Origin of the sequence: Azospirillum sp. TSO5, assembly GCF_003116065.1 — a bacterium.
Lineage (GTDB): Bacteria > Pseudomonadota > Alphaproteobacteria > Azospirillales > Azospirillaceae > Azospirillum.
In genome coordinates this window covers 19,024-42,832 of the sequence record NZ_LGQY01000128.1, presented here as the reverse complement: position 1 = coordinate 42,832, position 23,809 = coordinate 19,024, and the positions used below count along the sequence as shown (strand labels likewise).

Annotated in this window: 22 protein-coding genes and 1 tRNA gene; 11 read left to right on the top strand and 12 right to left on the bottom strand. The window is 66.5% G+C overall.

Annotated elements, in window-relative coordinates:
* Nucleotides 1-17: 17 nt before the first annotated feature.
* The 6 genes from TSO5_RS27360 to TSO5_RS27335 form a co-directional block, all read right to left on the bottom strand.
* Nucleotides 18-1,016: a branched-chain amino acid ABC transporter permease gene (locus tag TSO5_RS27360; protein ID WP_109154570.1), complete on the bottom strand. Its 999-nt coding sequence runs from the start codon at nt 1,014-1,016 to the stop codon at nt 18-20.
* A gap of 4 nt (nt 1,017-1,020) precedes the next feature.
* A complete protein-coding gene (locus TSO5_RS27355; RefSeq protein ID WP_109074807.1) occupies nt 1,021-1,908 on the bottom strand; it encodes a branched-chain amino acid ABC transporter permease in 888 nt (295 codons plus the stop codon).
* A gap of 123 nt (nt 1,909-2,031) precedes the next feature.
* Entirely contained in the window at nt 2,032-3,261 is a 1,230-nt protein-coding gene (locus TSO5_RS27350; RefSeq protein WP_109154645.1) for an ABC transporter substrate-binding protein, read from the bottom strand.
* 210 nt (nt 3,262-3,471) lie between these two features.
* Nucleotides 3,472-4,764 carry a sodium:proton antiporter gene (locus tag TSO5_RS27345; protein ID WP_109154569.1) on the bottom strand — a complete coding sequence of 431 codons (1,293 nt, stop codon included), beginning with the start codon at nt 4,762-4,764 and terminating at the stop codon, nt 3,472-3,474.
* A 278-nt stretch (nt 4,765-5,042) separates the two neighbouring features.
* Entirely contained in the window at nt 5,043-5,516 is a 474-nt protein-coding gene (locus tag TSO5_RS27340; protein ID WP_045580172.1) for a MarR family winged helix-turn-helix transcriptional regulator, read from the bottom strand.
* A 265-nt stretch (nt 5,517-5,781) separates the two neighbouring features.
* The gene (locus TSO5_RS27335; protein ID WP_109154568.1) at nt 5,782-6,843 is read right to left on the bottom strand and encodes an enoyl-CoA hydratase/isomerase family protein; all 1,062 of its coding nucleotides are present in this window, start codon (nt 6,841-6,843) and stop codon (nt 5,782-5,784) included.
* A gap of 283 nt (nt 6,844-7,126) precedes the next feature.
* Here TSO5_RS27335 and TSO5_RS27330 point away from each other — a divergent pair, with 283 nt between their 5' ends.
* From TSO5_RS27330 to TSO5_RS27310, 5 genes are all read left to right on the top strand, one after another.
* Complete coding sequence (locus TSO5_RS27330) at nt 7,127-8,020, top strand: diacylglycerol kinase family protein (protein WP_109154567.1); 894 nt, start codon at nt 7,127-7,129, stop codon at nt 8,018-8,020.
* A gap of 19 nt (nt 8,021-8,039) precedes the next feature.
* Entirely contained in the window at nt 8,040-8,963 is a 924-nt protein-coding gene (locus TSO5_RS27325; protein WP_109154566.1) for a metallophosphoesterase, read from the top strand.
* A 117-nt stretch (nt 8,964-9,080) separates the two neighbouring features.
* Nucleotides 9,081-10,085: a porphobilinogen synthase gene (gene hemB / locus TSO5_RS27320; protein ID WP_109154644.1), complete on the top strand. Its 1,005-nt coding sequence runs from the start codon at nt 9,081-9,083 to the stop codon at nt 10,083-10,085.
* Nucleotides 10,086-10,176: 91 nt separating this feature from the next.
* Entirely contained in the window at nt 10,177-10,734 is a 558-nt protein-coding gene (locus TSO5_RS27315) for a YbhB/YbcL family Raf kinase inhibitor-like protein (protein ID WP_109154565.1), read from the top strand.
* 51 nt (nt 10,735-10,785) lie between these two features.
* Complete coding sequence (locus TSO5_RS27310) at nt 10,786-11,646, top strand: helix-turn-helix transcriptional regulator (RefSeq protein ID WP_109154643.1); 861 nt, start codon at nt 10,786-10,788, stop codon at nt 11,644-11,646.
* Here TSO5_RS27310 and TSO5_RS27305 read toward each other — a convergent pair.
* Complete coding sequence (locus TSO5_RS27305; protein WP_109154564.1) at nt 11,618-12,268, bottom strand: TetR/AcrR family transcriptional regulator; 651 nt, start codon at nt 12,266-12,268, stop codon at nt 11,618-11,620. The two genes, TSO5_RS27310 and TSO5_RS27305, sit on opposite strands and share 29 nt — an antisense overlap.
* 95 nt (nt 12,269-12,363) lie before the next feature.
* Between TSO5_RS27305 and TSO5_RS27300 the strand changes: the two genes are divergently transcribed.
* The gene (locus tag TSO5_RS27300; protein ID WP_109154563.1) at nt 12,364-13,347 is read left to right on the top strand and encodes an aldo/keto reductase; all 984 of its coding nucleotides are present in this window, start codon (nt 12,364-12,366) and stop codon (nt 13,345-13,347) included.
* Nucleotides 13,348-13,445: 98 nt separating this feature from the next.
* Here TSO5_RS27300 and TSO5_RS27295 read toward each other — a convergent pair whose 3' ends face one another.
* Genes TSO5_RS27295 through dapA form a run of 3 tightly spaced genes read right to left on the bottom strand, consistent with a single transcriptional unit; the run spans nt 13,446 to nt 15,852 of the window.
* Entirely contained in the window at nt 13,446-14,468 is a 1,023-nt protein-coding gene (locus TSO5_RS27295; RefSeq protein WP_109154642.1) for a methyltransferase, read from the bottom strand.
* 4 nt (nt 14,469-14,472) lie between these two features.
* Nucleotides 14,473-14,946 (bottom strand): SsrA-binding protein SmpB, encoded by a 474-nt coding sequence (gene smpB, locus TSO5_RS27290; RefSeq protein WP_042704640.1) that lies wholly within the window; start codon nt 14,944-14,946, stop codon nt 14,473-14,475.
* Nucleotides 14,947-14,976: 30 nt separating this feature from the next.
* Nucleotides 14,977-15,852: a 4-hydroxy-tetrahydrodipicolinate synthase gene (dapA, locus tag TSO5_RS27285; RefSeq protein WP_109154562.1), complete on the bottom strand. Its 876-nt coding sequence runs from the start codon at nt 15,850-15,852 to the stop codon at nt 14,977-14,979.
* Nucleotides 15,853-15,888: 36 nt separating this feature from the next.
* Here dapA and TSO5_RS27280 point away from each other — a divergent pair, with 36 nt between their 5' ends.
* The gene (locus TSO5_RS27280) at nt 15,889-17,874 is read left to right on the top strand and encodes a lytic transglycosylase domain-containing protein (protein ID WP_247870991.1); all 1,986 of its coding nucleotides are present in this window, start codon (nt 15,889-15,891) and stop codon (nt 17,872-17,874) included.
* A 51-nt stretch (nt 17,875-17,925) separates the two neighbouring features.
* On the opposite strand, the gene TSO5_RS27275 is transcribed toward TSO5_RS27280, so the two are convergent.
* Both TSO5_RS27275 and TSO5_RS33075 read right to left on the bottom strand, forming a co-directional pair.
* Nucleotides 17,926-18,114 (bottom strand): hypothetical protein, encoded by a 189-nt coding sequence (locus TSO5_RS27275; RefSeq protein WP_109074782.1) that lies wholly within the window; start codon nt 18,112-18,114, stop codon nt 17,926-17,928.
* Nucleotides 18,115-18,153: 39 nt separating this feature from the next.
* Entirely contained in the window at nt 18,154-18,339 is a 186-nt protein-coding gene (locus tag TSO5_RS33075; protein ID WP_199231036.1) for an entericidin A/B family lipoprotein, read from the bottom strand.
* A gap of 293 nt (nt 18,340-18,632) precedes the next feature.
* Between TSO5_RS33075 and TSO5_RS27265 the strand changes: the two genes are divergently transcribed.
* The 4 genes from TSO5_RS27265 (at nt 18,633) to TSO5_RS27250 (ending at nt 23,747) form a co-directional block, all read left to right on the top strand.
* Nucleotides 18,633-19,991: an MATE family efflux transporter gene (locus TSO5_RS27265; protein WP_109154560.1), complete on the top strand. Its 1,359-nt coding sequence runs from the start codon at nt 18,633-18,635 to the stop codon at nt 19,989-19,991.
* Nucleotides 19,992-20,136: 145 nt separating this feature from the next.
* Nucleotides 20,137-22,932 carry a DNA gyrase subunit A gene (gyrA, locus tag TSO5_RS27260; RefSeq protein WP_199231035.1) on the top strand — a complete coding sequence of 932 codons (2,796 nt, stop codon included), beginning with the start codon at nt 20,137-20,139 and terminating at the stop codon, nt 22,930-22,932.
* Nucleotides 22,933-22,955: 23 nt separating this feature from the next.
* Nucleotides 22,956-23,519, top strand: a complete 564-nt coding sequence (gene coaD, locus TSO5_RS27255; protein ID WP_109154559.1) for a pantetheine-phosphate adenylyltransferase — start codon at nt 22,956-22,958, stop codon at nt 23,517-23,519.
* A 152-nt stretch (nt 23,520-23,671) separates the two neighbouring features.
* Nucleotides 23,672-23,747 (top strand) — tRNA-Lys (locus TSO5_RS27250).
* The last annotated feature ends 62 nt before the right edge of the window (nt 23,748-23,809 follow it).

Sequence of the window (23,809 nt, the reverse complement as noted above, 5' to 3'; positions counted from 1 at the left end):
TTTTTCTGTGCAGTGACTTAACTATTCTGGCTGTGCTTTCCAAAACGCGCCGCGATTTCCCCGGCTATTCCCCGACGGAACACCAGCACGCAGGCGACGAAGATGCAGCCGATCACGACCGGCACCGGCAGGCTGGTCGCCGCCAGATAATTCTCCAGCGTTACCACCAGAGCGGCACCGATGACCGGGCCGCTCAGCGTGCCCATTCCGCCCAGCAGCGTCATCAGCACGACTTCGCCCGACATCTGCCACGTCACGTCGGTCAGCGTCGCCAACTGGAAGACAATGGCCTTGGTGCCGCCAGCCAGCCCGGCCAGCGACGCCGACAGCACGAAGGCCAGCAGCTTGTAGCGGTCGGTGCGGTAGCCCAGCGAAATAGCGCGTGCCTCGTTCTCACGAATCGCTTTCAGCACCTGCCCGAACGGCGAATGCACCGTTCGCCAGATGATGGCGAATCCGATCAGGAAAACGCCCAGCACCGTGTAGTACATCGCCAGCGGGTTGTGCAGGTCGAAGACGCCGAACAGGACGCCGCGCGGCACCGCCTGGATGCCGTCCTCGCCATGGGTGAAGGGCAGCTGCAGGGCCAGAAAATAGACCATCTGGCTCAACGCCAGCGTGATCATGGCGAAATAGATGCCCTGCCGGCGGATGGCGATCAGGCCGAAGACCAGCCCCAGGACGACCGCGGCCAGGGTGCCCAGCAGAATCCCCAGTTCAGGCGACCATCCCCACTCCTTCACCGCATGGGCGGTGACATAGGCGGCACTGCCGAAGAACGCCGCATGACCGAAGCTGAGCAGCCCGCCGAAGCCGATCAGCAGATTGAAGGCGCAAGCGAACAGCGCGAAGCACAACACCTTCATCAAAAAGACCGGATAGAGCAGGAACGGCACCGCCAGAAGAGCGGCCAGCACCACAAGCGCGCCAACTCTCGCCAGGGTCAGGCCCGTCGTCGCCGGTGCGCCGGCAGCCTGTGCGGACGCCCGGCCGCTGCTCTGCGAATGAAGGCTCATGCGCTTACCTCTCCCGTCCGAACAGACCGGCGGGCTTTACCATCAGCACCACCGCCATGATGACGAAGACCACGATGTTCGAGGCCTCCGGGTAGAAGACCTTGGTCAATCCTTCCAACAGGCCCAGCCCGTAGCCGGTCAGCACGGCGCCGATGATGGAGCCCATTCCGCCGATCACCACCACCGCGAACACGACGATGATGAGGTGCGAGCCCATCAGCGGCGATACCTGATAGATAGGTGCCGCCAGCACGCCGGCGAGACCGGCCAACGCCACACCGAAGGCGTAGGTCAGCGTGACCATCCGCGGCACATTGATGCCGAAGGCCTGGACCAGCACCGGATTCTCGGTCGCCGCGCGCAGATAGGCGCCCAGCTTCGTCTTCTCGATGGCGATCCAGGTGCTGATGCAGACGATCAGCGACGCCACCACCACCCAGCCGCGGTAATTGGGCAGGAACATGAAGCCCAGATTCCGACCGCCGCTGAGTTCGGCGGGAATGGGGTAAGGCTGGCCGGACACGCCATACTGGTGGCGGAAAGCCCCCTCGACGATCAAAGCCAGCCCGAAGGTCAGCAGCAACCCATAGAGATGATCGAGCTTGTAGAGCCGCGACAGCAGCGTCTTTTCCAGCACGACCCCGAACGCGCCGACGATCAGCGGCGCCAGCAGCAGCGCCCACCAATAGCCGATGCCGAGCTGGTTCAGCAGCAGCCACGCCACGAAGGCGCCCATCATGTAGAGCGCGCCATGGGCGAAGTTGATGACGTTCAACATGCCGAAGATCACCGCCAGCCCAAGGCTGAGCAGCGCGTAAAACGATCCGTTGATCAGCCCCAGCAGAAGCTGGCCGAACAGCGCCTGGGGCGGAATGCCGAAAATCGTTCCCATCATGAGCGTCGCTCTCCTCAGCGGCATCCCCACCGCGGCATTGGTCCGAAGACCGCCGCCCTGGCGGGGATGCCGCTCCGTCACGTCACGGCTTTTGCCCTGTCGTCCTGTTTACCGACACGATCACTTCGGCAGCTTGCAGCCGCTCTCCTCGAAGGTGGCGAAGGCGTCCTTGCCGGGGATGGTGCGCAGGATCTGGTAATAATCCCAGGCGCCCTTGGACTCGGACGGCTTCTTCACGCGGGCCAGATACATGTCATGGACCATGCGGCCGTTCGGCAGGATCGTGCCGTTCTTGGCGAACATGTCGTTGACCGGCATCTCCTTCATCTTGGCGGCGACCGTCGGGCCGTCGTCGGTCCCGGCCGCTTCAATCGCCTTCAGATAGTGGCGGACGGCGGAATAGCTGCCGGCCTGCACCATCGTCGGCATCTTGCCGTAGCGGTCGAAGAACTTCTTGGACCAGGCACGGGTCTCGTCGTCACGGTCCCAGTAGAAGCCGGTGGTCAGCACCAGATCCTGGGCGACCTGCAGTCCAAGCGCATGCACGTCCGACAGGAAGATCAGCAGGCCCGCCAGCTTCTGCTGACCGCCTTGCGTCAGGCCGAATTCGGCGGCCTGCTTGATCGAGGTGATGGTGTCGCCGCCGGCATTGGCGAGCCCGACGACCTTTGCGCCCGAGGCCTGGGCCTGCAGCAGGAAGGAGGAGAAGTCGGCGGTGTTCAGCGGCGCCTTCACCGAACCGAGAATCTTGCCGCCGGCCTTTTTCACTTCGACGGAGGTGTCGGCCTCCAACTGATGGCCGAAGGCATAGTCGGCGGTGATGAAGAACCAGCTGTCGCCGCCCTCTTTAACCATGGCCTGTCCCGTACCGACGGCCAGCGCATGAGTGTCGTAGGGCCAGTGGAAACCGGTGGGGGAGCAGGCGTCGCCGGTCAGCCGCGAGGTCGCCGGACCTTCCATCAGGAAGATCTTCTTCTTCTCCTTCGTCACCTCCTGCACGGCGAGCGCGACGCCGGAATTCGGCACGTCGACGATCACGTCGACACCGTCCTGGTCGATCCACTGGCGGGCAAGGTTGGCGCCGATATCGGGCTTGTTCTGGTGGTCGGCCGAGATGAATTCGATAGGCTTGCCGAGAATCTTGTTGCCGAACTCCTCGGCCGCCATCTTGGCGGCGATCACCGACCCTTCGCCGCCGAGATCGGCATAGAGGCCCGAGCGGTCATTCAGCACACCGATCTTGACCATATCGCCGGAAAGCTTGCCCTGCTGGGCCATGGCAGGCCCGGTGGACAGAACACCGATCGTCAGGGCAGCAAGGGCGGCACCGGCCAGAAGACGTGCGATCATACGTGAATTCCTCCCCATCAGCGTTGCGTTGCGCAGATTGCGGATGACCGTCCGGATCGGTTCTTCCGGCGGTTCCCGGGTGGTCGTGTCGGCCTGCCCATTTGGTTTCATTCGAAACCGTCAGGTCGTCCACGCCGCCCCTTCCCGACCACTATGCAGGCGCATCACCTTGTACGGAAAGCGGAAATTCAGCTTCACCAACAATTTTCATCAAGAGTCGGCCGAAACGCGCGCTTTTTCCATTCGGCGGTGTATGGAGGGTGGCGGTTGCGCCACCGCCGCCTGCCGGCGCCGGTCGATCCGCCGCATGACCGGCGTCACACTGATGCCATGGACGAGAATCGAGAGAAGCACGATCAGGCCGGTGACCGCCCACAGGGCGTTGGGCACGTCGAACTCCGCAGCGTTCAGCGCATAGGCGACGTAATAGATGCTGCCCATGCCGCGGATGCCGAAGAAGCCGATGGCCAGCTTCTCGCCAACCGGCATCGGCACGCCGGCCAGCCCCGCCACTCCGGCGACCGGACGCACCAGAAGCAGGATGACGGCCGCGGCGCCGACGGCACTCCAGGACAAGGCGTCGATCAATCCATGGGCCAGCGTGCCGCCGAAAAGCACCAGCATCAGCATCATCATCAGCCGCTCGGTCTGCTCGACGAAATCATGCAGGCGTTCATGATACTCGCTGTTCCGTTCCGCATCGCGCAATGCGAGTGCTGCGACGAACACCGCGAGAAAACCGTACCCGCCGACCAGTTCCGTCAGGCCGTAGGCAATCAGCGTGATGCCGAGCGACACGAAGCCGTCACCGGTCCGTGACAGATTCGCCCGATTCGGCACCCGGAAGGTGACATAGCCGAGGAACCGTCCGACCAGCCAGCCGACTCCGACGCCGGCCCCCAGCTTCCACACCACATCCAGCAGTACCCAATGCTGCAGCATGTCCCAGGGCGGGTTGCCGTTCAACAGGGCGACCCCAATGGCAAGATGGACGAAGGGAAAGGCCAAGCCGTCATTCAGTCCGGCTTCGGAGGTCAGGCTGAAGCGGATCTCATCCTCCTCGCCGGACTTGGGCGGACCGACCTGGACGTCGGAGGCGAGGACCGGATCGGTGGGCGCCAGCGCGGCCCCCAGCAGGATCGACGCCGGTAACGGGAAATCGAGCCAGTACCAGCCGATCAGGGCGATCATCAGGATCGACAGAGGCATGGTGATGCCCAGCAGCCGCCAGGTGATGATCCAGCGGCGCCAGCCGATGCGGCGATCCAGTTTCAGCCCCGCGCCCATCAGCGAGACGATGACGATCAGTTCGGTCAGCCGCTCGGTGGCCTGGGGAAAGGCCAGCGGTTCCGGGTTCTCCAGCCGCAGGGTGCTGAACACCGCGAAGCCCAGCCCGACGCAGATGATCGGCAGGGAAAGCGGCAGTTCCCTCAACACCATCGGCAGCCAGGCCACCAACAGGATCAGGATCCCAAGCCCCACCATCATGACGATATAAGACATAAGCCGCCCGTTGCCGTGACGCCCTCGGCACGGCTCGGCGGCCGGAAATCGTCCGGCCGGACCAACTGCGGCCGCGCAAAGGCCAATCCCCGTCAACACGCGAAGGCGCCGATGGGTTCAGGGCGGATGCAGGAACGATGCGGAATGGATGGCGGAGGTGCCGGCTCGTTCGGCGTCGCTTCCCTGCCGACCACGATACTGTGGAAGCCGATGGGAAGCGTGGACCCGATGCCGCCCGCGGGAGCCGGAACCGCGGGGGCCTCGCAAATACCGGCCGGTCAGGCCGCGGAGGTCATCGGAAAGCCGCTGTAGTCGAGCGACGCCGACCAGAAGCGTTCCAGCTTGCGCAGGGTCTCGTTGGCCTTGGTCAGTTCCTCGTCGCTGAAGCCGGCCTTTTCCAGGGCGGTCAGATGACGTTCGAACATGACGCTGATCTTTTCGCGCAGGTCCAGGCCCTTCTCCGACAGGCGGACACGGACCGACCGGCGATCGTGCGGGGAGCGTTCCTGGCCGAGATAGCCGTTCTCGACCATCTTCTTGACGTTGTAGGAGACGTTGGAACCCAGATAGTAACCGCGCGCGGTCAGTTCGCCGACCGTCATCTCATCTTCGCCGATGTTGTACAGGATCAGGCTCTGGACGTTGTTGATGTCCTGGATCCCGAGCCGGTCCAACTCAGTCTTGAGCACTTCAAGAAAGTGGCGGTGAAGCCGCTCGATCAACAGAATGCTCTCGTAATAGGGTTTGCGCACCGCGGTCTCCTTTGGCTCTAACCGGCCGTTCCCCGCGCAAGGACGATACCGGGACCTTAAAGCGAGATTAACCGATCATTCGTCGGCAATCATCCTAATAATTCCAGAAAAAGTCTGGCACAACCCGTCTGTACAGGCGCCTTTCGCCGGGTGTCCCCACACGAAGGTTTTCGGCCGGGCGGCATCACCGGCATAAGCGGAAAGGAATGGTCCCGCGACCGCCTGCGCGACCATTCCTCCGGGATCTTTCCTCGACGGCGGTTGCTCAGTCGCGGAACACCAGATCGCCGCCCGCCGGTTCGGCGAAGTGCCGCTCGACATCGGACGGGCCGACATCGGCGAGTTCCGCCGGTTTCCATTTCGGGTTCTTGTCCTTGTCGACCAGCACCGCGCGAATGCCTTCGTAGAAATCATCCCCGGCAAGGCAGGCGAGGCTGAGGCGCAGTTCCTGCACCATGCAGCCTTCGAAATCCAGCTTCGCCCCGCGACGGAGTGCGGCCAGCGTCACCTTCAGGCTGGTCGGCGAAACCCGGCGCAGGGTGGCGAGTTGCCCGGCCGCCCAGTCGGTCCCCTCGGCCTCCAGCGCCTTGACGATGGCCTCCACGCTGTCGAAGGCATAGCAGCGGTCGACCGCGGCCCGGATGGCGCTCACCGCCGCCTCGCCGGCTTCGCCGCGATGGGCCGCGATCGCTTCGTCGGCCGGGACGCCGGCGGCGAGATCGTCGATCAGCGCCTCGATCCCGGCGCTCGGCACAAAGGCGTCGGCGGCGCCGATGGCCAGCAGGTCGGCTGCCTTCAGCCGGTCGCCGGTCAGCCCCAGCCAGATGCCGACCTGCCCCGGCAACCGCGGCAGGAAATAGGTGCCGCCGACATCGGGGTAGAGGCCGATGCCGGTTTCCGGCATGGCGAACATCGTGCGCTCGGTGACGACGCGGTGGGTGCCGTGGACCGACAGGCCGACGCCGCCCCCCATGGAGATGCCGTCGATCAGCGCGACATAGGGCTTGGACAGGCGCTTGATCCGCCGGTTCAGCACATATTCCTCGCTGAAGAAGGCGCGGATCGGCCCGGTATCGCCGCGTCCCTCCTTCACCGCCTTGCCGGCCTCGTACAGGCTGACCACGTCGCCGCCGGCGCAGAAGGCCTTTTCGCCGGCACCGCGAATCACGACGGCCTTGACCTCCGGATCGGCATCCCACGCCCGGAGCTGCGGATCGAACAGCCTGATCATGCCCAGCGTCAGCGCGTTCAGCGCCTTGGGGCGGTTGAGCGTGACGAGGCCGATCGCGCCCCGACGTTCGAACAGAATCTCAGCAGCGTCGCTCATCGTCTTGTATTTTCTCGGTTATCGTTGCGAATCGGGCGGTGGCGAACAGTCTGTTCCAGCCCCGCGATGCTCCAGGGCGTGGAGACCGGCCCACCACGATGATACGGGAGCCGGCGGCGCTGTCAAACCTACCATACGGATCCGGATGTTCGCCGATCCGCTGATTAGGAACAACACCCCTCTTGGACCGTTGCGGTCACGCTCTCATCTGAGAACGGCTCCTCCTCTGAAGCATTACGGAAGGTCAGATGCCGATGCCGCTCCACATCCTGCCGGGTGACGCATGAAGGTTGGAATCATTCTCAACCGGCAGGCGGGCTCGCTGGTCGACCGCCCCATCGACGGCGCCGAAGCGGCGATCCGCAACGCCTTTCAACGGCACGGCGCCACGGTGGACCTGCACACGGTCGACGGCGCGCAATGCGCCGACACGATCCGGCGGGTGCTGGACTCCGATGCCGAGACGGTGGTTGTCGGCGGCGGTGACGGCACGTTGCACAGCGCGGTGAAGCTGGCGCTGCCGACCGGCAAGACGCTGGGCGTCATTCCCTTGGGTACTCTCAATCTGTTGGCCCGCGATCTTCGCATTCCACTTGAACTGGAGGGGGCGGCGGAGGCCCTGGCCGCCGGTCGGATCCGGGTCATCGACATCGCCGAGGTGAATGGGGAGCCCTACACCAACAGTTCCGTCCTCGGCTTCTATCCGCAGGTGGTCCAGGAGCGCGAGCGCCAGCGCAAGCAGCACCGGCTGCTGAAATGGCCGGGAGCCGCGGTGGCCATGGCGAAAACGCTCTACCGGCTGCCGCTGCTGGATGTCCGCCTGGACTGGGGCGAGGGCCCCCGCCGCATGCGCACGCCCATCCTGGTCGTTTCCAACAACGTCTATGACGACGGGTTCGGCCTCGTCCTGTCCCGCCAGTCGCTCGACGCGGGAAAGCTCGGGGTCTATGTGGCCCGCGAACGGAACGCATTCGCGATGCTGCGGTTGATGGGAAGGCTGGTTGCCGGTTCCTGGAAACAGGACGAAGGGCTGGAAACCTATGCGGTGACCAGCCTGACGGTCCACAGCCGCCGCCACCGCCTGAAGATGGTCAACGATGGCGAGATCCGGAAGCTGCACGCGCCGCTTCACTACCGGATTCTCCCGGGGGCTCTGAAGGTTCTGGCACCAGGCTGAGAAAAAGGATGAGGATGGCGTGAAACGGCTCGCTCACATCTCCGACCTGCATTTCGGACGGATCGACCAGCGTGTAGTAGACGGGCTGCTGGCCGACCTGACCGCGCAGGCCCCCGACCTGATCGTCATCTCCGGCGACTTCGTGCAGCGGGCCAAAGAGCGCCATTTCCAGGAAGCTCGCGCCTTTCTGGAGAAATTACCCTTTCCTTACATGGCGGTACCTGGAAATCATGACATCCCGGTTTACAACGTGTTCAAGCGCTTCACCGACCCGTTCGGCCATTATCGCCGCTACATCACCAGCGACTTCAGCCCGCTGCATGTCGATGACGAGATCGCGGTGCTCGGAATCAACACCGCCCGTCCGGTCATCATGGATTTTTCCGAAGGGCGGATGAACCGGCGCCAGATCGCGCGGGTGCGTGAGGTGTTCTGCGGCATGCCCGACACCGTGTTCAAGGTACTGTTCACCCACCATCCCTTCCTGCCGCCGCCCGATCTGCCCAAGACGCAACTGGTCGGCCGCCACAAGCTGGCCCTGCCGGCGCTGGAAAGCTGCGGCGTCGACCTGTTGCTGGCCGGTCATCTGCACAAGGCCTATTCCGGCGACATCATGAGCTTCCACACCCAGATCGCCCGCTCCATCCTGGTCGCCCAGGCCTCCACCGCCACCTCCACGCGGTTGCGGAACGAAACCAACGCCTACAATCTCATCACCGTCGACCACCCTTCGGTGACGTTCGAGGTGCGATCGTGGGAGGGAGCGGCCTTCACCGGCGGGCTGGTGTCCAGCTATCGCAAGCAGGGGCACCGCTGGACTCTGCAGGGACAGGACACCGGCTTCCGGCCCGTTGACGGCGGGGCGGCCACCGGCGATCCCGTGGCCGCCCATTGGGACAAGGTCGCCCGGCATGCAAGCGGGCAGGCCCACGGCGGGGCATGAGACCTGCGCAAGGCAGACGGCCCGGTCCCAAAGGACTGGAGCCGCCGCCGCGGCTTGAGTTCACTATGCGGGAAGGCGTAGGATCGCCGCACTCGTTCTAAGTGCATGGTCTCCCCGATGCCGATCACCCTGCCCGCCGCCTTCCCGCGCACCCGTCTGCGCCGCAACCGCGCCGACGCCTGGACCCGTCGTCTGGTCGCCGAGAACACGCTGACCGTCGACGACCTGATCTGGCCGGTCTTCGTGATCGAAGGCGAGAACCGGCGGGAGCCGGTCGCCTCCATGCCCGGCGTGGAGCGCCTGACCATCGACCTGCTGTGCGAGGCAGTGGTGGAGGCCGGCTCGCTGGGCATTCCCTGCATCGCGCTGTTCCCCGTCGTCGGCTCGGATGCGAAGTCGGAAGACGCGGCGGAAGCCTACAATCCCGACAACCTGATGAACCGCGCCATCCGCGCGGTGAAGGCCGCGGCGCCGGATGTCGGCATCCTGGGCGACGTGGCGCTCGACCCCTACACCACCCACGGCCATGACGGCATCCTGCGCGATGGCTACATCCAGAACGACGAGACCGTCGAGGTTCTGATTCGTCAGGCCCTGTCGCAAGCCGAGGCCGGCGTCGACATCGTCGCGCCGTCCGACATGATGGACGGCCGCATCGGGTCCATCCGCGACGCGCTCGACAAGGACGGCTACCAGCTGACCCGCGTCTGCTCCTACGCCGCCAAATACGCCTCCGCCTTCTACGGTCCGTTCCGCGATGCGGTGAATTCCGGCGGCTTCCTGAAGGGCGACAAGACCACCTACCAGATGAACCCGGCCAACACCGACGAAGCCCTGCGCGAGGTCGCCTGCGACCTGCAGGAGGGGGCGGACATGGTGATGGTGAAGCCGGGCCTGCCCTATCTCGACATCATCCGCCGGGTGAAGGACCAGTTCGCGGTGCCGACCTTCGCCTATCATGTGTCGGGCGAGTACGCGATGCTGCGCGCCGCCTCCGCCAACGGTTGGCTGAACTACGACAAGGCATTGCTGGAGACGCTGATGGGCTTCAAGCGCGCCGGCTGCGACGCCATCCTGACCTATGGCGCGGTGGACGCGGCGAAGCTGCTCAAGCAGGGCTGAGCAGTTCCGGACCATCTTTGAGCCGTTCAGGGCCGCGGGGAAACCCGCGGCCCTTTATCGTCAGGGCATCCCAATCGACGGAGACGCCCCGATGAGCCCGAAAATCACTTTCCGCCCGGCGTTGTTCGCCGCCGTGCTGCTGGCCGCCTCCCCCGCTGCCGCGTTCGAGCTGCACAGCCCCGACTTCACCGACAAAGCGCCGATCCCGGAACGGAATGTGCTTGCCGGATTCGGCTGCGCCGGCGCCAACCGATCGCCGGCCCTCAGCTGGACGGAGCCGCCGGCCGGCACCCGCAGCCTCGCCGTCACCATCTACGATCCCGATGCGCCGACCGGCAGCGGATGGTGGCATTGGGTGGTGTTCAACCTGCCGGCCGCCACCCGCGGCCTGCCCGCCGGCGCCGGTGATCCGGCCAAGAACGGCCTGCCCGCCGGTGCCGTGCAGAGCCGCACCGATTTCGGCACCTCCGGCTATGGCGGTCCCTGCCCGCCGCAGGGCGACAAGCCGCACCGCTATGTCGTCACCGTCCACGCGCTGAAGGTGGAGAGCCTGCCGCTGCCGGCCGATGCGTCCGGCGCCATGGTCGGCTTCAACCTGAACGCCGCCAGCTTGGGCAAGGCGACGCTCACCGCCCGCTACGGCCGTTGATCGGTCGCGCCGGCCGGTCCTAGGATGCGCGAAGGCCAGAGGATGAACGCCATGGGTCCGGATCTGCTCGCCCGCCTGTCCCGTTTCGCCGCCCGCGACCAGCGCCCCGGCGGCGGCGACCGCCCGCATCGGCCGGAGCTGTGGGCCTTCGTTGCCCATGACCGCGAACGGCTGGCTGAGGTGCGGATCGAGCGCACCGCCCTGATCGCCGTTCTGGAGGGCACCAAGGAGCTGACCGACCCATCCGGCACCACCCGCCAATTCCCAGCCGGCAGCGCCATGCTGCTGCCTCCGGGCTGGTGCGGATCGGTGGTGAATGATCCCGGCTCCGCTGGCCGTTACCGCGCCCTGGTGCTGGAGTTCCCGGCGGAGATGGTCCGGCGGCTGCTGCGCGCCCATGGCAGCGATGGGCTGACGCCGCGTGCCCGGCCGGGCGACTGGCATGTCACCCTGACGCCGTCCCTGACCGACGCCATCCAGCACGCCGCCACCGGCTTGATCGCCGACCCGACGCTGCCGGCCAAGCTGGCGGAGCATCGCTGCATGGAGGTGCTGCTGGCTTTGCTGGAAGACGGCGTCTGGTGGCTGGGTCCGGTGGCGCCGACGGGAATCGCCGATGCGGTGCGTCAGCTTCTGCGCACCCAGCCCGACATACCCTGGACCGCCGAACGTGTGGCCGGCGCGCTCAACCTCAGCACCGGCACTCTGCGCCGCCGCCTGACCGAAGAGGGCTGCTCGGTCCGTAGCATCCTGACGGAGGAGCGGGTCGCCCACGCCCGCGATCTATTGCAGGGCGAGGGACTGAGCGTTCAGCAGGCGGCGGAGGCCTGCGGCTATGCCAACCGGTCCCATTTCGCCCGCCGCATCCGGACGGCGGTGGGCGTCAACCCTTCGGGCCTGCGGGGGCGCTGACCGGCTCGGTGCCATAGGCGCGTAGCAGCGCCGCGACCGAATCGGCGATCACCCGCTCCGGATCGGCGGTGACCGGCAGCCCCAGCATGGTCGGCCAGAACAGCACCTCCTTCATGCCGCCGAGCAGTTGAGTCGCCACCACATGCGGGTCCGGCGCGTTCAGGCGACCGCGCGCATGCTGGGCGGCAAGATAGTCGTCCAGCAGCGCATAAGCCTGGCTCTTCCCGCCCTCCAGATAGTCCTGCGACAGTTCGGGGAAGCGCTGGTGCTCGGCGATCACCAGGCGGAGCAGGCCGCGCACCTCCGGTCGCCCTGTATGGACCAGCAGGGAGCGCAGGAAGACCGGCAGGGCCTTCTCAGGCGGCTGGTCGTGGGAGAGCAGGCTCTGGCCATCGGCGCTGCGGAACCCCTCATACAGGCCGGACACCACGGCCTGGAACAGCTCGCGCTTGCCGGGGAAGTGATTGTAGACGGTGCGCTTCGACACATTCGCATCGGCGGCGATGGCATCCATCGACGACGCCTCGTACCCGTGGGTGAGGAAGGCGCGGGTTGCCGCCTCCACCACCGCATTCCGCTTCGCCGACCCGCGCGCGCCACCTCCCGTCAGAGACGTTGACATTCCCCATCCTCTAAGTACACTGCACAGTGTAGTGTAGTTGTTGCCGCAGGCTCCCAGGGTAATCCGCCCGGCCGCGGCACGGGAGGGGTAAAGCGATGAAACAGCGCAATATCGGTGGCATTCTCGCGGTTTCCGAAATCGGGCTCGGCTGCATGGGCATGTCGGAGTTCTACGGCCCGACCGACGACGCCCAATCGCTCGCCACGCTGGAACGGGCGTTGGAGCTTGGTGTCACCCATTACGACACCGCCGACATGTACGGCAGCGGCCACAACGAATCGCTGCTCGCCCGCTTCCTGACCGGCAAGCGTGACCGGGTTACGATCGCGACCAAGTTCGGCATCGTCCGCCAGCCCGGGGAGTATGCCCGTCGGGTCGACACCAGCCCCGCCTATGTCGCCCAAGCCTGCGACGCCTCGCTGAAGCGGCTGGGGGTGGAGACCATCGATCTCTACTACGCGCACCGCGTGAACCCGGAGATTCCGGTGGAGGAGACGGTCGGCGCCATGGCCGAACTGGTGAAGGCCGGGAAGGTCCGGGCACTCGGCCTGTCGGAGGTGTCAGCCGCCACCCTGCGCCGTGCCCATGCCGTTCACCCCATCGCCGCGGTACAGAGCGAATATTCGCTGTGGACCCGCGACGTGGAGGCGGCGGTGCTGCCGACCTGCCGCGAGTTGGGCATCTCGCTGGTCGCCTACGCACCACTCGGCCGCGGCATGCTGACCGGTGCCGTCAGCAGCCCCGACCAGTTCGCCGAGAACGACTTCCGCCGCATCGCGCCGCGTTTCGCCGGGGACAATTTCGACCGCAATCTGGCTCTGGTGGAGCAGGTGAAGGCGCTGGCGGCACAGAAGGGCTGCACCGCAGGACAGGTGGCGCTGGCTTGGCTGCTGGCCCAGGGGCCGGAGATCCTGCCGATTCCGGGGACCAAGCGGATCAAGTATCTGGAGGAGAATGTCGGCGCCGCCGCGGTGACGCTGACCGATGCGGAGGTGAAGGCGCTGAGCGACGCGCTGCCGCCGGGCGTGGCGGCGGGGGATCGCTATACGGCGGAGGGGATGCGGGGGGTGAATGTGTGATCTTTTAAAAGGGGAAAGTTAGACCCCCACCTAACCTCCCCCGCCCAGCGGGGGAGGTTAGGTGGGGGCATTCGAAGCCGAAACGTCCACGCCGCCCCCTACTTCGGCGTCCCCGACCAGACCTGGAACTGCGTGGTCTCCATCAGCATGTCGCTGTGCCCGAAGGCGGTCTTGAACAGCTTGCCGACACCGGCCGTCCGCTGGGTCACCGCCACCAGCGTACCGCGCAGCTTCAGGTACTGCTTGGTCCCCGCGACCAGCGCGTCGAGCATGCCGAAATCCTCGTCCTTGCCGCGGTGGAGCGGCGGGTTGGACAGGATCAGGCCGAAACGCTCGCGAGTGCCGAGCCCAACCAAACCGTCGCTCAGCACCAGTTCGGCGTCCGGCACATTCTGGCGGGCGGCGTGCAAAGCCACCGCGTCGATGTCCAGCAACGTCAACGGAGCGTCCGGCTGACGTTCGCGCACGGCCCGCGCGATTACTCCAGCGCCGCAGCCGAAATCCAGCACGCGGGTGCCGGCGGCCACCTCCGGCAGCACCTTCAGCAGGCATTCGGTGCCGGCATCGAGATGGCCGTGGGCGAACAGGCCGGGGTAGGACACCAGTTCCAGCGTCCGGTCGGGCAGAGTCAGGGTGACGGTCTGCCGCCAGTCCTCCAGTTCCCCCTTGGCCGGCGCATCGGTGCGGCGGGTCAACAGCAGCCGGGCGCGGCGCTTGATGATGAGCGTTTCCGGCTCCTCGGCCAGCCCGTCGAGATGCTTGGGCGCGCTGGTCACGCCTTCGTCGTTGCCGCCGGCAATCCACAGCGGGGCACCGGGGGCAAGGCGGGAGGCCAGCGCATGCAAGGCCATTTCGAACCCGGCCCAGCCGCGCGGCAGGCGCAGCACGGCACCGTCGAACGGTCCTTCGGCCGGCCAGGGCGTGGCCGCCTGCCCGCCAACAGCGAGTCGGTTCCACACCACCACCTCCGCCCCGCCGTCGCGCAGAGCCTCGGCGATGGCGCCATCACTGTCGAAGGCGACGAGGATCCGGCCCTGCGGCCGGATTTCGGACAGGGCTTCGGCGGCCACGGCGGCGACGGTTGAATCGCGGTCCGTGGCCCGATTGTCGAGACGTGCCACCAAATTAACCCTTGTCGCGCATCAGCCGCGCCTTGTCGCGCTGCCAGCTGCGTTCCTTCTCGCTCTCGCGCTTGTCGTGCTTCTTCTTGCCGGTGGCAAGGCCGATCTCGACCTTGGCATAGCCGCGGTCGTTGAAATAGACCGACATCGGCACGAGCGTGACGCCCTTCTGCTTGATGCCGGCCGCGAGCTTGTCCAACTCGCGGCGGCGGACCAGCAGCTTGCGCGGACGCTTCGGCTCGTGCTGATCGATGCGGCCGGCCTGGAGATATTCGGGGATGTACGCGTTGAACAGGTACAGCTCCCCGCCCTTCAGGCCGGCATAGGCCTCGTTCACACTGGCGCGGCCGCCACGCAGCGACTTCACCTCCGACCCGGTCAGCATGATCCCGGCTTCGAGGACATCATCGATGAAGAAGTCGAACCGCGCGCGGCGGTTCTGCGCCGCATATTTTTTTGCTTCCTCGCGCGTCGCCAAGTCTCTCTCCTATACGGCCTGTTCCGTCACTCAGGACAACAGGCCGGCTTTGGTCATGGCTCCACGCACGGCGGCCCGGGCGGTTTCCGTCGCCGGAACCAGCGGCAGGCGTACCTCGTCGGTGCCCAGGCCCAGCAGGCTGGCGGCGAACTTCACCGGGGCCGGGCTGGTCTCCACGAACATCGAGTCGTGCAGCGGCGACAGCACGTCACGCAGGCGGAACGCCTCCTTCAGGTCGCCCTTGGCCCAGGCGGTCTGCATGGCGGAGCAAAGCGCCGGCGCCACGTTGGCGGTGACGGAGATGCAGCCCACGCCGCCCTGCGCGTTGAAGGCCAGCGCCGTGGCGTCCTCGCCCGACAGCTGGATGAAGTCGGGGCCGACCTCCTGCAGCAGGCGGGACGGGCGCGACAGATCGGCGGTGGCGTCCTTCACGCCGACGATGTTGGGCAGCTTTGCAAGCCGCGCCATCGTCGCCACAGACATATCCACGACACTGCGGCCGGGAATGTTGTAAATGAAGATCGGCAAATCCGCCGCGTCATGGATCGCCTTGAAATGCTGGTACAGACCCTCTTGAGACGGCTTGTTGTAGTAGGGCGTGACCACGAGCGCCGCCTGCGCGCCTGCCTGCTTGGCATGGCGGGTCAGGGCGATCGCCTCGTCGGTCGAGTTGGAACCGGTGCCGGCCATCACCGGCACCTTGCCGCCGGCCGCCTCGATGCACAGTTCCACGACGCGGTTGTGTTCTTCGTGGGACAGGGTCGGCGACTCGCCGGTCGTGCCGCAGGGCACCAGACCGTGGGTGCCCTGGGCGACCTGCCACTCCACAAAGGACTGGAAGGCCTTCTCGTCCACTTTCCCGCCCTTGAACGGAGTCAGAAGGGCGACGATGGAACCGTGGAACATGGCTGCCTCCTCAGTCGGCTTAGCTGGAAAAAAGAGTTGCGCACATTATCCCTCCCCGCCGCCCTCGGCAAGAGCGCCCGGACCTCTGTTTTCGCGGGTCTCCTCACCCTTTTCGCGGCGCTTCCCGGCGCCCTTCCCGCCGCGGCGCTGAGCCCGCAGGACATCGCCATCTATCGCGAGGCTTTCAAGCTCGCCGATGACGAAAGGCTGGCCGAGGCATTGGCCTCGGCATCCCGCGCGCAGGATCCGTTACCGGCGAAGGTTCTGCGCTGGATCGCGCTGGCCAATCCGGGCGGCGGCAGCTTCAGCGACATCGCCGCCTTCATTCGGGACAATCCGGATTGGCCGAACATGGCGGCGCTGCGCCGTCAGGCGGAAATGGCGATGCCCGACATCCCGCCGGCCGATGTCGTGGAATGGTTCCGCCAGAACCCGCCGCTGACCAACGACGGCTTCGTCCGCTATGCCGACGCGCTGATCGCCACCGGCAGCGTGGAGCGCGCGACCACCCTGATCCGCAAACAGTGGGCCGACGGCACCTTCACCGCCGACGAGGAGGCGACCTTCCTCGCCCACTACACCCCCTATCTGCGCCAGCAGGATCACAAGGCACGCATCGACCGGCTGCTGTGGGCACGGCAGGAGGCGCCGGTGCGCCGGATGCTGCCCTTCTTCGACGAAGCCTATGACACGCTGATCGAGGCGCGTATCGCGCTGGACGGCGACCGTGCGGGGGCCGACGCGGCCTTGGCGCGCGTGCCGCCCGGCCTGCTGACCGATCCGGGGCTGATGTTCGACCGCGCCCGTTACCTGCGGCGCAAGGGCGACGATGCCGGCGCGCTGGAGATCATCGCCCAGGCCGGCGCCGACATGGGCCGCCCGCAGTCCTGGTGGTCGGAGCGCCATCTGCTGGCCCGCCGGGCGATGGAGCGCGGCGATTACAACCTCGCCTACCGACTGGTCAGCGCCAACGGCATGAGCGATGGCAGCGCCTTCGCCGATGCGGAGTTCCTGTCGGGATTCCTGGCCCTGCGCTTCCTCGACAAGCCGTCGGAAGCCTTCGCCCATTTCCACAAGCTGTACCGGTCGGTCAGCGCGCCGATCAGCAAGGCGCGCGGTGCCTATTGGTGCGGACGCGCGGCCGAGGCGCTGGGTCAGACCGGCCCGGCGCGGGAGTGGTATGCCAAGGCCGCGACCTACCCCACCACCTTCTATGGTCAGCTGGCCTTCCGCCATGTTTCCGGCGGCGCCGTCACCCTGCCCACCCCGCCGTCGGTCTCCAGCGCCGAGACGGCGGCCTTCAACAAGCGGGAGGTGGTGCGCGTCGCCCGGCTGCTGTCGGAAATCGGCGGGAATGCCGCCGATCAGGTGACCGGCTTCGTCCGCCGCATCAGCCTGGATGCCAAGACCCCGGCCGACTATGTGCTGGCCGCGAGGCTGGCGAGCGACATCGGCCGCCGCGACCTCGCCGTCGCCGCCGCGAAGGACGCCGCCCAGAACGACGTGTTTCTGGTCGAGGCCGGCTACCCGATGATCGACGCCCGTCCATCGGCGCCGGAACTGGCGCTGGTCCACGGAATCATCCGGCAGGAAAGCACCTTCAACCCGACCATCGTGTCGTCCGCCGGCGCGCGCGGGCTGATGCAGCTGATGCCGACGACGGCGCAGTTGGTGGCGGGAAAGCTGGGGCTGAAGCACACGAACGCGCGGCTGACGTCGGACCCCGGCTACAACGTCACGCTGGGCTCCGCCTATCTGGCCGAGCTGATCGACCGCTTCAACGGTTCCTGGGTGCTGGCAATCGCCGGCTACAACGCCGGTCCCAACCGTGTGCGTCAGTGGCTGCAGACCTATGGCGATCCGCGCACGGAATCCATCGACGTGGTCGATTGGATCGAGCTGATTCCGATCTCCGAGACCCGCAACTATGTCCAGCGCGTGCTGGAGGCCGTCCAGGTCTATCGCGCCCGCCTGAACGGCGACCGGGCGGAACCGAACCTCGACAAGGATCTTCGGCGCTAGGAAGGATGCGAGAGATCGGCCTCGCCGATCTCTCGCGTTCCCCTCAGCCGATCAAGCCGTCGTCGGATTCGGCATGCCCGGCATCGGCTCGTCGGCCGGCGGGGGGACTTCCGGCAGGATGCCGGGGTTGTCGGGCACCGGATAGGGATCGGGAGTCGTCGGGCGGCCGGGCTGAGGCGGATTTGGATTGGACGGGGCTGGGATCTCGCCGGGGGTGGACGGCTTCTGCGGATCGCTCATGCGGCAACTCCTGACTGGGTGGGTCCCTCGGATAACGCTTTACTCGGCCGTCCGTTCAATCGCCCGGCCGCCGGACTGGAGGTCCTGCCCGGCCCCCTCGACCGTGTTGCAGCCGGTCAGCATGGCGGCGAGCGCCATCAGGAAGGTCAGGATCACCACCTCGCGCGCGGGGAACGGGATGGCGCGGACGGTGGCGCGCTGCCGGCGGTTCGTGGCGTGCTGCATGGTGTCTCTCCGGTCTGGGGTGAGGGGACGGGGGTGGCGGGGATGAGCGATGGCCTGGGTGTCGTTCGTCTCTGCTTTTGACAACGGGGCTGCGGCGGCTTGGTTCCGCAGCCGACCCCGCCGCCATGCAGAGAATGCAACGGTCCTTTCGGGGCTCCCGAAATCCTTGACGCGGTACGCCCACCGGGCAAGATGACCGGCTTTTGCGCAGTCTGCCCGCTTTCCGGCGAAGCCTTACGGTCCGGCGGCGCGGCACGGTCCGCCGTCATCCCTCCGTCGCCACAGGTCCAGTCATGAGCACCGCCACCCTGCCCGCCCCCGAGCCGTTGCGCGCGCGTCTCGCCGCCCACATCGGCGAGTTGCTGCGGCTGGCGGCGCCGGTCATCGTCTCCCGCGCCGGGCTGATGGTGATGATGGCGGTCGATACGGCGATCGTCGGCCGTTTCTCGGCGCAGGAACTGGCCTATTACGGGCTGGCGCACCTGCCGGGCAACATCATGGTCGGCACCGGCGTCGGGCTGCTGATGGGGACGGTGATGATCACCGCCCACGCCTTCGGCGCCGGCAGCGACGTGGAGTGCGGCCGGGCATGGCGGCGGTCGGTCCCCTATGCCTTGCTGCTGGGCGTGCTGTTCGCACTGATTTCGCTGTTGGGCGATCCGCTGTTCCAGGCCGGCGGCCAGACGCCGGAGATGGCGGCGGGCGGCGCCCATGTGCTGGCGGTGCTGGGGCTGGGCGCGCCCGGCATGATGCTCTACATCACCACCGGCTTCTTCCTGGAGGGCATCAAGCGCCCGCTGCCGGGCATGATCGCCATGGTGATCGGCAATCTCGTCAATGCCGCGCTCGCCTGGGCGCTGGTGTGGGGCCATATCGGGCTGGAGCCCTTGGGCGCGGTCGGGTCCGCCTGGGCGACCAGCATCGTGCGCTGGTCCATGGGGCTGGGGCTGGTCGCCTATGTCTGGTGGATGCACGATCATGACCGCTGGCAGGTCCGCCTGCCGGTGTCCGGCTGGTGGAGCGGCGCGGCGCGCCAGCGCCACCTCGGCTATGCCGCCGGACTCAGCATCGGGGTGGAGAGCGGCGCCTTCGCGGCGCTCGGCCTGTTCGCCGGCATGATCTCGCCGCTGGCGCTGGGCGCCTATACGGTGGGTCTGAACCTGACCGCCCTGCCCTTCATGGCGGCGGTGGGGCTGGCGTCGGCCACTGCCGTGCGGGTTGGCGTGGCCTATGGCCGCGGCGACCGCAGCGACATGGCGCTGGCGGGCTGGACCGGCCTCGGGGTCACCAGCGCCATCCTGGCCTGCGTCGGCGTGCTCTATCGCAGCCTGCCCGATGCGCTGGGCGCCATCTACACCAACAACCCGGAACTGCTGGAGGCGGTGGCGCCGCTGATCGCCTTCGCCGCCTGGATCCTGATCGCCGACGGCGGCCAGACGGTGATGGCGAACGCGCTGCGCGGCCGGCATGACGCCTGGATCCCCACCGCGCTGCACTTCTTCTCCTACGCGGTGGTGATGATTCCGGTGTCTGCCTTCCTGGTTTTCGGTCTCGGCCACGGCGCCCACGGCCTGTTCGAGGGAATTCTCATCGCCAGTCTGGTGTCCGTCACCATCCTGTCCCTGCGCTTCGCACATCTCAGCAGGCGTTGAACCGGCATCGGAAGGGGCATCGGCAGGGGTTTCCAGCCCCGAATCATTGTGTGCAATTGCGAGAGTTGCTATATTTCCTTGGCAAACTTTCGGCCCGCAAGGCCAGTGACTGCCGCGGAACCGCAAGCGGCGGCACCTTCGAAAAATGAGTGTCCGCTTGAGCAATACGCCCCTTCCTCCCGCCTCCGACATCGCGCCGATCAACATCGAAGACGAGATGCGGAAATCGTATCTCGACTACGCGATGAGCGTGATCGTGAGCCGTGCCCTGCCCGACGTCCGCGACGGGCTGAAGCCGGTGCACCGGCGCATCCTCTACGCGATGAAGGAGGGCGGGTACGACTCGACCAAGCCCTATAAGAAGTCGGCGCGCATCGTCGGCGACGTGATGGGTAAATACCACCCGCACGGCGACAGCGCGATCTACGATGCCATGGTCCGCATGGCGCAGGACTTCTCCATGCGCCTGCCGCTGATCGACGGCCAGGGCAATTTCGGCTCGATGGACGGCGATCCGCCGGCGGCGATGCGCTACACCGAAGCGCGTCTGGCCAAGGCGGCGGAAGCGCTGCTGGACGACATCGACAAGGACACCATCGACTTCCAGGCCAGCTACGACGATTCGGGGCGCGAGCCCACCGTCGTCCCGGCGCGCTTCCCCAATCTGCTGGTGAACGGCGCCGGCGGCATCGCCGTCGGCATGGCGACCAACATCCCGACCCACAATCTGGGCGAGGTGATCGACGCCTGCTGCGCCTACATCGACAATCCCGACGTCACGCTCGACGAGCTGATGGAGCATGTGCCCGGCCCCGATTTCCCGACGGGCGGCCTGATCCTCGGCCGGTCGGGCAGCCGGGCGGCGCTGCAGACCGGGCGCGGCTCGGTCATCCTGCGCGCCAAGACCCATTTCGAGGAGGTGCGCAAGGACCGCACCGCCATCGTCGCGACCGAGATTCCCTATCAGGTCAACAAGGCCAAGCTGATGGAACGCATCGGCGAGGTCGTGAACGACAAGATCATCGAGGGCATCGCCGACCTGCGCGACGAATCCGACCGCGACGGCGTGCGCGTGGTGATCGAGCTGAAGCGCGACGCGGTTCCCGACGTGGTGCTGGCCCAGCTGTTCCGCCACACCCAGCTCCAGACCTCCTTCGGCGTCAACATGCTGGCGCTGAACGGCGGCCGTCCGGAGCTGATGAATCTGCTGCAGATCATCACCGCCTTCATCCGCTTCCGCGAGCAGGTCATCACCCGCCGGACCGAGTTCCTGCTCGGCAAGGCACGCGAGCGGGCGCACACCTTGGTCGGTCTGGCGGTCGCCGTCGCCAACCTTGATGCGATGATCCAGCTGATCCGCAGCGCGCCCGACCCCGTCTGGGCGCGCGAGGAGATCATGAACCGCGAATGGCCGGTTCACGACGTCGGCCCGCTGATCGAGCTGATCGACGAACCCGGCCGCGGCGTCAGCGAACAGGGCACCTACCGCCTGTCGGAGGTCCAGGCCCGCGCCATCCTCGACCTGCGTCTGCACCGCCTGACCGGGCTGGAGCGCGACAAGATCGGCGCCGAACTGACCGACGTCACCGACAAGATCGCCGACTTCCTCGCCACGCTCGCCAATCGGCCGAAGCTGATGGGGATTTTGCGCGACGAGCTGGTGGAGATGAAGGAGCGGTTCGGCAACCCGCGCCGCACCGAAATCCAGGATCTGGAGTTCGAGGCCGACATCGAGGACCTGATCCAGCGCGAGGACATGGTCGTCACCGTCAGCCAGTCCGGCTATGTGAAGCGCGTGCCGCTGTCGACCTACCGCGCGCAGAAGCGCGGCGGCAAGGGCCGCTCCGGCATGTCGATGAAGGCGGAGGACGCGGTCAGCGACCTGTTCGTCGCCAACACCCACACGCCGCTGCTGCTCTTCTCGAACCGCGGCATGGTCTACAAGCTGAAGGTCTACCGCCTGCCGCTGGGCAACCCGCAGGCGCGCGGCAAGGCCTTCGTCAACCTGCTGCCGCTGATCGACGGGGAGACCATCACCACCGTCCTGCCGTTGCCGGAGGACGAGGCCGCCTGGTCCGACTTGCACGTCGTCTTCGCCACGTCGAAGGGCAACGTGCGCCGCAACCGCATGTCCGACTTCGCCAACATCCGCTCCAATGGCCTGATCGCCATGAAGCTGGAGGAGGAAGGCGAGCGTCTGATCGGCGTCCACACCTGCTCCGAGACCCACGACGTCCTGCTGGCGACCCGCGGCGGCAAGTGCATCCGCTTCCCCGTGGACGACGTGCGCGTCTTCGCCGGCCGCACCTCGACCGGCGTGCGCGGAATCAGGCTGGCCGATGGCGACGAGGTGGTGTCGCTGTCGATCCTGACCCATGTCGACGCCACGCCCGAGGAGCGCGCCGCCTTCTTCAAGATGAAGCGCGACGAAGGCCTGGAGATGGAGGGCGAGGCCGCGCCGGAAGCCGACGAGGTGCCGACGGACAGCGTCACCCTGTCGCAGGAGCGATACGAAGAACTGAAACAGAAGGAACAGTATATTCTGACCGTCTCCGACCGCGGCTATGGCAAGCGCAGCTCGTCCTACGAGTATCGCACCGCCGGACGCGGGGGCCAGGGCATCTGGAACATGGAGATGGGCGAGCGCAACGGCTCCATCGTTGCCGCCTTCCCGGTCGAATCGAACCATCAGGTGATGATGGTCACCAACGGCGGCCAGGTGATCCGCATGCCGCTGCACGACGTGCGGGTGGCTGGCCGCAAGACGCTGGGCGTCACGCTGTTCCGCGTGGGGGCGGACGAGCGCGTGGTGTCCGTCGCCACCATCGCCGAGGAAGAAGGCGAGAACGGCGTGGATACGGGCGTTGAGACTGGCGATGACGCCAACGGTTCGGTCGAGCCCACCGGTGATGCCGGCAGCTCCGCCGCGCCGAACGAATAACGGAAGGGCGTAAAGGGGAACCCATGGCGACCAGCCAGACCGAGACCAGCGAGGGTCGTCGAATCGGTGTCTATCCCGGCACCTTCGATCCGATCACCAACGGTCACATGGACATCATCCAGCGCGCCGCCCGTCAGGTCGACCACCTGATCATCGGCGTCGCCCGGAATGCCGGCAAAGGGCCGCTCTACTCCACGGACGAGCGGGTCGCCATGGTTCGCGAGGATGTGGCCGGGCTGAACGCCGCCGGCGCCAGCATCGAGGTGCGGGCGTTCGACAATCTGCTGATGCATTTCGCCATGGAGGTGAATGCCAGGGTGATCATCCGCGGCCTGCGCGCCGTCTCGGACTTCGAATACGAGTTCCAGATGGCGGGCATGAACGCGCGGCTGAACCCGAAGGTCGAGACGATCTTCCTGATGTCGTCGGAGAAGCACCAGTTCATCTCCTCCCGCTTCGTGAAGGAGATCGGGCGGCTCGGCGGCGACATCCGCCATTTCGTCTCGCCCCGCGTCGCGGAACGGCTGGCCGAACGCTTCGCCCTTGAAGCCGGCAACGGCATAGTGCCGACGACCAGCCAGACCTGATCCCGGAATCATGGGCTGATGGGGGCTTGATGGGCGGGCTTGATGGCAAAATCCTGCATTTCCCATCAAGCCCATGGTTGACCTTTCGGGCGCGTCTTTCTATGGTGCGCCCACTTCCGGCGGGGGTCAGTTTCCCACCGCCGCGAGAGGATGATCCGGTAGCTCAGTCGGTAGAGCACGTGACTTTTAATCATGTGGCCGTGGGTTCGAATCCCACCCGGATCACCATTCTCCAATTCTCTGAAAGTCGAAGCCTATCGGAAATGCCGCACATGGCATAAATGAGCGTA

Bases quoted from the DNA above. Each gene is read 5' to 3' on its own strand.
- TSO5_RS27360 (WP_109154570.1), bottom strand. From the start codon at position 1,016: ATGAGCCTTCATTCGCAGAGCAGCGGCCGGGCGTCCGCACAGGCTGCC.
- TSO5_RS27350 (WP_109154645.1), bottom strand. From the start codon at position 3,261: ATGATCGCACGTCTTCTGGCCGGTGCCGCCCTTGCTGCCCTGACGATC.
- gyrA (WP_199231035.1), top strand. From the start codon at position 20,137: ATGAGTGTCCGCTTGAGCAATACGCCCCTTCCTCCCGCCTCCGACATC.
- TSO5_RS27355 (WP_109074807.1), bottom strand. From the start codon at position 1,908: ATGGGAACGATTTTCGGCATTCCGCCCCAGGCGCTGTTCGGCCAGCTT.
- TSO5_RS27345 (WP_109154569.1), bottom strand. From the start codon at position 4,764: ATGTCTTATATCGTCATGATGGTGGGGCTTGGGATCCTGATCCTGTTG.
- TSO5_RS27265 (WP_109154560.1), top strand. From the start codon at position 18,633: ATGAGCACCGCCACCCTGCCCGCCCCCGAGCCGTTGCGCGCGCGTCTC.
- hemB (WP_109154644.1), top strand. From the start codon at position 9,081: ATGCCGATCACCCTGCCCGCCGCCTTCCCGCGCACCCGTCTGCGCCGC.
- TSO5_RS27305 (WP_109154564.1), bottom strand. From the start codon at position 12,268: ATGTCAACGTCTCTGACGGGAGGTGGCGCGCGCGGGTCGGCGAAGCGG.
- TSO5_RS33075 (WP_199231036.1), bottom strand. From the start codon at position 18,339: ATGCAGCACGCCACGAACCGCCGGCAGCGCGCCACCGTCCGCGCCATC.
- TSO5_RS27275 (WP_109074782.1), bottom strand. From the start codon at position 18,114: ATGAGCGATCCGCAGAAGCCGTCCACCCCCGGCGAGATCCCAGCCCCG.
- coaD (WP_109154559.1), top strand. From the start codon at position 22,956: ATGGCGACCAGCCAGACCGAGACCAGCGAGGGTCGTCGAATCGGTGTC.
- dapA (WP_109154562.1), bottom strand. From the start codon at position 15,852: ATGTTCCACGGTTCCATCGTCGCCCTTCTGACTCCGTTCAAGGGCGGG.
- TSO5_RS27310 (WP_109154643.1), top strand. From the start codon at position 10,786: ATGGGTCCGGATCTGCTCGCCCGCCTGTCCCGTTTCGCCGCCCGCGAC.
- TSO5_RS27330 (WP_109154567.1), top strand. From the start codon at position 7,127: ATGAAGGTTGGAATCATTCTCAACCGGCAGGCGGGCTCGCTGGTCGAC.
- TSO5_RS27315 (WP_109154565.1), top strand. From the start codon at position 10,177: ATGAGCCCGAAAATCACTTTCCGCCCGGCGTTGTTCGCCGCCGTGCTG.
- TSO5_RS27300 (WP_109154563.1), top strand. From the start codon at position 12,364: ATGAAACAGCGCAATATCGGTGGCATTCTCGCGGTTTCCGAAATCGGG.
- TSO5_RS27335 (WP_109154568.1), bottom strand. From the start codon at position 6,843: ATGAGCGACGCTGCTGAGATTCTGTTCGAACGTCGGGGCGCGATCGGC.